The 6,661-nt window shown below is 46.4% G+C and carries 6 protein-coding genes and 1 pseudogene; 5 read left to right on the plus strand and 2 right to left on the minus strand.

The genetic code is table 11. The features are described from left to right. Both KB557_RS08215 and KB557_RS08220 read right to left on the minus strand, forming a co-directional pair. Window positions 1–713: pseudogene (locus KB557_RS08215) on the minus strand (hypothetical protein); the annotation flags it as partial. A gap of 35 nt (window positions 714–748) precedes the next feature. Next, window positions 749–2,251 (minus strand): ferredoxin--nitrite reductase, encoded by a 1,503-nt coding sequence (locus tag KB557_RS08220; protein ID WP_255133130.1) that lies wholly within the window; start codon window positions 2,249–2,251, stop codon window positions 749–751. Between the two features lie 117 nt (window positions 2,252–2,368). Here KB557_RS08220 and KB557_RS08225 point away from each other — a divergent pair, with 117 nt between their 5' ends. From KB557_RS08225 to KB557_RS08245, 5 genes are all read left to right on the plus strand, one after another. Beyond that, window positions 2,369–3,445, plus strand: a complete 1,077-nt coding sequence (locus KB557_RS08225) for an anthranilate phosphoribosyltransferase (protein ID WP_255133131.1) — start codon at window positions 2,369–2,371, stop codon at window positions 3,443–3,445. Further along, a complete protein-coding gene (locus tag KB557_RS08230; protein WP_255133133.1) occupies window positions 3,445–3,891 on the plus strand; it encodes a nitrate reductase associated protein in 447 nt (148 codons plus the stop codon). Before KB557_RS08225 ends, KB557_RS08230 begins: the two co-directional genes overlap by 1 nt. Before the next feature lie 138 nt (window positions 3,892–4,029). Next, window positions 4,030–5,298, plus strand: coding sequence for a CmpA/NrtA family ABC transporter substrate-binding protein (locus KB557_RS08235; RefSeq protein WP_255133135.1), 1,269 nt, complete (start codon window positions 4,030–4,032; stop codon window positions 5,296–5,298). Beyond that, entirely contained in the window at window positions 5,298–6,149 is an 852-nt protein-coding gene (ntrB, locus tag KB557_RS08240; RefSeq protein ID WP_255133137.1) for a nitrate ABC transporter permease, read from the plus strand. The genes KB557_RS08235 and ntrB overlap by 1 nt, the downstream gene beginning before the upstream one ends. Before the next feature lie 6 nt (window positions 6,150–6,155). After that, window positions 6,156–6,661 (plus strand): ABC transporter ATP-binding protein (locus KB557_RS08245; RefSeq protein WP_255133139.1); only part of this gene is annotated, 506 nt, incomplete at its 3' end.

Raw genomic sequence — 6,661 nt, forward strand, 5'->3', positions numbered from 1 at the left:
GCCTGCTCATCGGTTAACGCCTGCAAAAACACCCGTCCTCCCCTTGCTGTCTGTAATTCAGCAGCTAGTTGATCAATTTCAGCCGGAATCGAACCACCAGCCCGGCCATGGAGCACAAGCAACAAATCTGTTGGGGTTGCCGCCGCGCGGCGCCGCACCAGCCGCTCCGCCACCGAGGGATCCAAGCCTGGAGTTGATGCCAATGCGTTGAGGCCCTGCCGGGGCCATGGCAAACGCGCCAATAAATCAACAGCTTCGATAGCGAGAACGGGTTGTAGGTCTTTTCCTAGTTGCATTAAGCAATGGCGTAGAGGTTTAAGCGGCCAAGAACTAAGCCCCCTAGCAACACCCTCCAAGGCAGCCCTACGCAAAGCCAATGGCCCTGGTTGCAAAGCCTGATTGGCTAAAAAGAAAAAATCTTGGCTTTCCCTTTGATAGCCCAATAGAGGCATTAATAGCTCGAGGTGCCAATCATCTTTATTTCGCAGCAGTGCAGCTCGCAGCAATTCAGCTGCCTCCTCACCTTTTGGCCTTCCAAGTAAATCAATTAAAGACAAATCCTGCTCTTTATCCAATTGCCCCAGCCACCAAGCAAGCAATTGCAACGCCTGATTTTGATCAAGCTGCTGATAGTAACGAGAGAGCTCCTGCCGTTGCAGAAGATCGCCCCCATTAACAAGCTCCTCGAGCCATTGCGATGCGGTTAGCTCCAAAAAACAATACGCAACGTTTAATCAACCTCGCATAATCAGCCTCGCACTTTTGCGCCAAACTGCTCGAGCAGCAAAGGCTCCAAAACATCTACTAAGCCACTAATAGGCACACCCTTATGAAGCAGATCAGCTAATTTAGGATCTGCGCCTAAATTAGCGCCAATAAATATTTTTACCGCTTCTACCATTTCGCCATTATAACGAATTTTTGTTCCCATAAAGCCCAAATCGCCCATGTAAGGCTGGCCGCATGCATTTGGGCAACCCGTCCAATGGCTGCGCAGAGTATGGGGCAATTCCAAGCGTTGCTCTAATTGCTCTAGCACTGTTTGAGCTGTAGATTTAGTTTGGAATAGAGCAAAACTGCAATAACGGCTACCAGTGCAGCTCACAGCCTCAGCCTGGAACATACCTGGTTCAGGGCGCAACCGCTGCAATAAAGGTTCCGCTAAAAGTGGCATCAAATTTTCGCTAGAAACATTTGTAATCAATACATTCTGGGCTTCAGTAAATCTCAATTCGGCATTTCCGTAAGTATTCGCGAGGTATGCCAGCTGGGCCATAGTTTCAGCATCGAGGCGCCCCATCGGCACGTGTAAACCAAGCCAATGCAATCCGGCTTGAGCCTGAGAATGCACGCCAAGACAAGAACGCGGAGGTTTATTTACTAAATGACTGCCATCGTGAAGTATCACTGGCTCCGCAAAAGCAGCAATCAGCTGCTGGCGATAGCTTTCAAGCCCCAATTCCTCCACCAAATAGAGCAGCCGGCTCTTACCGCGCGAAACACGGTTGCCGTGGGCCTGGTAATGCAGAAGCAATGCAAGGCTGAAACCAGGCAATTGATCCGGCCGCAGCCATACCCCCAAAGGAATTGCCAATGCATTGCGTTGGGCAGAGAAGAACCCACCAACAAAAACTGTAAAACCGATTTCACCTTGCCAATAAGAAGGCAAAAAGGCGAGGTCGTTATGAAGCAAAAAACTATCGTTTGCACCTCCAACCGCCACATTAAATTTACGAGGCAAATTGCGGGGGCCCGCAGGGCCAAGCAATTGCGCCTCAATTGCATCAACAAGTGGTTTTGTATTAATTAACTCCTCAGGATCAATGCCTGCTAAGGGATTTCCTGTGATGTTACGGGGATTATCGTGGCCCGACTGGCGACTGGTAAGGCTCACCGCTTTGAGCTTTAGCAATAAAGGGGCGATATCTTCTAACAGCAAACCCCGCAATTGCAGATTCTGACGGGTGGTGATGTCTGCACTGCCTTCAGTGCCGCAAAGATCAACCGCATCTGCTAGCAAAGCCAGTTGCTCACTTGTAATAACCCCATTTGGTAGGCGCAGCCGCAGCATGAATCTGCCAGGAGTAACAGGTCGAAAAAATATGCCGAGCCATTTGAGCCGAATTACCAAATCAGCCTCATCAAGCTTTTGCCAACCTTCCTTTGAGAGTTGCTCTAATTCTGGCTCAAGCTCTAAACCGCATCGATCAGCCTTAGCTTGCTCAATTTTGCTAAGGGCAGAGATACTCATCTGTTCGCCATAGGGATGTTCATTTTGAATAGCTCCTCTCAACTATTGGTGACCGTTGTTACTAAAGCGGCAAAGCCAGCGCCAACCAAGTTGAATAGAAACAATTAGTTCAGCAAATTGACTCTTGCCCCTGAGCGTGGTTCTGGATTAAATCCTGCGCAATTACGGTTCCGAGATCTGCTCGGCAAGGTAGGAAGTGGTGAGCACACAAGCAGCGGTCTAAGCGAAGCAGAGGCAGAAGAAGCAATGAATTCAATGCTGCAAGGCCTTGCTACGAATGCGCAGCTAGGGGCTTTTTTAATCGCCCATCGCATCCGAAGACCCGAACCCCAGGAACTTTGCGGCATGTTGCGCAGTTATCGCAGCCAAGGGCCTGTGCTGCGTAGCCCAGGGAAAAAGGCCCTGTGTTTTGGCGTTCCATACGACGGCCGCAACCGCAGCGCGCCAATTTTGCCACTTGTAGCTGTTGGTTTAGCGGCAGCAGGTGAAACAGTAGTGCTCACTGGCGGCAATCCAATGCCAGTGAAATGGGGTGTTACCAATGCGGAACTACTAGCAGCAATAGGCCTCGAGTGGCGTCACCTAAGCCTGCAAAAAGTAGAACTTTTACTTCAACAAAAAGGGCTTGCTCTTTGTTATCAGCCGATGCTATTTCCAGCTGCAGAAAAACTTATCCCGGTGAGAGATGAAATTGGCAAACGTCCGCCAGTGGCGAGCCTAGAACTACTTTATACGCCCCATCAAGGGGAACATCTACTGATATCCGGCTACGTTCATCCTCCTACAGAAACCCGAGCAATAGCAGCCATGCAACTGGCGGGGGAAACTGATCTAATCACCGTAAAAGGGTTGGAAGGATCAACCGATTTGCCATTAAGCAGAGCCTGCATAACAGCTCACTACAGACAAGGTGAACTGAAACGAACAATCCTGCATCCAAGGGATCACGGCTTCAATGGCCCTGAAATTGCCTGGCAAAACCTAGAAAACTGGGCAAATCAAGCAATTGCTGCATTAGGCGGCACAGGTGATCTCGCAGCCTCTCTGCATTGGAATCTTGGTAGCTGGCTATGGCTGGTAGGTAGCAACAAAACACTGAAAGGGGGCCTAGATCAAGCAAAAGATCTGATAAAGAGCGGAAAAATCTTGCGCTGGCTTGCTGAGCTGGAACAAACAATTAAAGAACTAAACTAATGAGCAAAACATCAATCCACTGCCGCACTTTTTACTTTGAAGCTGATTTTGTAACTTCATTGCGCTGTATACCGATGGCGGTAAGACGCAAACTTGATCTTTGCGGTTGCAAAGTTAAACTGAAGCATTGGCTTGAACTAAGCGAATGCGATCGCAAGGAAATATTAATGTGGAGCGATTATCCTGAAGAATTAGGGAAATTAGCTCAAAGGCTTGCAAATTGCAGTAGTAGAATATTGATTAACGATCAAGAATCCTGGCAAAATACTGATCAAATACCAAAAGATCTGAGTTGCTCTTGCATTGAAATCGGCGAACAAACTCCAAGCCTTGAACAATGGAAAGCGCTTGATGAGCTCGAACGTTTTGCCCTAGTAAAACTAAGCCATCCAGGCCATGAACACCGCAACCTCGCAAATGCATTAAAGGAACTGGTAACCAAGTAAACACCTACAAGCAATTTTGTAGCAATACGCACAAACGCACCTGCAACTCCGTGGTGAGCTTATAAAGCGGTTAGCAGTTGCGCCGTAAAAACACCCCGCATGCGCATTTTAGACAGCGGGAAAACACTTGTATTTGCCATGGCACAACTTAGCCGTCGAGTTTTTGTTAAAACCACAATGGGAGCCCTTGCTGGTTCGGTGTTTTTTCCACTAATTGCAATTGCAGCTCCGGGCAAGCCAGAAACAACAAATGTGGAATTAGGTTTTATTGCATTAACAGATTCCGCACCACTAATCATTGCAAAAGAAAAAGGTTTCTTCAGCAAACAAGGCATGACTGGTGTTGAGCTGAAAAAACAAACATCCTGGGCTGTTACCAGAGACAACCTAGAACTCGGTGGCGAAAGGGGCGGAATTGATGGAGCGCATATATTATCTCCAATGCCATATCTTCTTGCAACCGGGAAAATAACTAAAAGCAATAAGCCACTTCCAATGTTTATATTAGCAAGGCTAAATACCCAAGGCCAAGCAATTTCCGGATCAAAAGAGTTTTTAGATGAGAAACTTAAAGTTAAAGCACCAAATTTAAAATCAACTGTCGATAAGAAAAACAGTTCTGGAGACAAATTCAAAGCTGCTGTTACCTTCCCAGGGGGTACCCATGATCTCTGGACTCGCTACTGGATGGCAGCAAACGGCGTAGATCCAAATAAACAAGCAGATCTGGTTGTAATTCCGCCACCGCAAATGGTGGCTAATATGCAAAGCGGCACAATGGATGTGTTTTGTGTTGGAGAACCATGGAACGAACGATTAGTAAACAAAAAACTTGGCTACACAATTACTCAAACTGGTGAGATCTGGAAAGAGCATCCTGAAAAAGCCTTCTCAATGCGAGCTGATTGGGTAAAGAAAAATCCAAATTCTGCATTGAGGCTCTTAATGGCGGTTCAACAAGCCCAGAAATGGGCAGATAATCCTGCCAACACTAAAGAAATGGCAGAAATTCTTGCTGAAGATAAATATGTGAAGGCATCGGTTGAAGATCTCCTGCCAAGGCTGCAAGGTACTGTAGATTACGGAGATGGTAGAATTGTTAAAAATAGCCCATATAAAATGTTGTTCTGGGCTAATAATGCCTCATTCCCTTACAAGAGCCACGACGCATGGTTTGTTACAGAAAATATGCGTTGGGACTATCTGCCTAAATCTACAAATATAAAAAATCTTGTGAATCAAGTAAACCGCTCAGATCTATGGAGAGCGGCCGCCAAAGCAAATGGTTATGGCAATGGGCCAGCAGGGGATTCAAGAGGTATAGAAGTATTTTTTGATGGTGTTAAGTTTGATCCAGCTAATCCCGCAGGTTATCTAAAGAGCTTGAAAATTAAATCAATGAAATAATGCTAGCTACTAAAAGCAAATCAAAACCAAATAGGCCCCCGTTGCCTATTTGGGGTGCCTGGCTTCGGCATCCGCTTACGAAACAGATAAAAGCCCCATTACTTTGCACTGCGGGGGTATTGATTTTATGGCAGATACTCTGCAAAGTTACAAGTTCAGATTTCCCAGGCCCTATTGAAGTAATTGCTCAAACCTGGAACCCATACATAATAAATCCATTTTATGATGATGGCGGCACGGCAAAAGGTCTAGGGTGGCAAATAATAATATCCTTACAACGTGTGGCAATTGGCTACAGCCTTGCCGCAATTGTGGGGATAGCCATAGGTTTAGCACTTGGCCTGAATCAATTTATACGGCGCGGCTTTGATCCAATGATTCAGGTATTGCGTACCGTACCCCCACTTGCCTGGCTGCCCATTTCCTTACTGTTATTTCAACAGGCAGACATTGCTGCAATATTTGTTATTTTCATAACAGCCGTGTGGCCTATTGTAATAAATACAGCGATGGGAATAAAGGAAATTCCACAAGACTATCAAAACGTAGCAAGGGTTTTACGGTTGAGAAAAAGAAGCTATTTATGGGACATAGTTATACCTGCTACCGCACCATACGTATTTACAGGCCTAAGGATTTCAATTGGGCTAGCTTGGCTTGCAATCGTGGCAGCTGAGATGCTTAAAGCCGATGGCGGCATTGGCTTTTTTATCTGGGATGCTTACAACGCAGGAGGTGATTCGAGTACAAGCCAAATAATTTTAGCTATCATCTATGTTGGTATTGTTGGTTTAATATTAGATCGCATTGTAGCTTGGGCTGGCGATAAAATTAGCGGCCCGCAGAGATAAGCAAAGATGAACACATTCCTACAACTTGATTCTATCGAGCAGAGCTTTAAAAGGCCAGATGGTTCAGTTCTCCAAGCTCTCAGTACTATTAATTTATCGATTGCGGCAGGGGAATTTATATCGCTTGTAGGCCACTCGGGTTGCGGGAAATCAACCCTCTTAAATATTCTTGCTGGATTATCACAACCAAGCCGAGGTGGCGTGATTTTAGAAGGGCGGCAAGTAACAAAGCCGGGCCCAGATCGCATGGTTGTATTTCAAAACTATTCACTTTTGCCATGGCGAAGCGTACGAAACAACGTTGCGATTGCCCTGCGTGAAGTAAAAAAAGAACTTACAGCAAAGGAGCGCTCTGATCAAACAGACGCAGCATTAGCAATGGTAAACCTTGATACTGTTGCAGATCGAATGCCCGGTCAACTTTCCGGTGGGATGCGGCAAAGAGTAGCCATAGCACGCGCATTTGCGCTGCAGCCAAAACTCTTACTTCTTGACGAACCATTTGGTGCCCT

Source organism: Synechococcus sp. Cruz CV12-2-Slac-r (assembly GCF_024346075.1).
GTDB lineage: Bacteria > Cyanobacteriota > Cyanobacteriia > PCC-6307 > Cyanobiaceae > Synechococcus_D.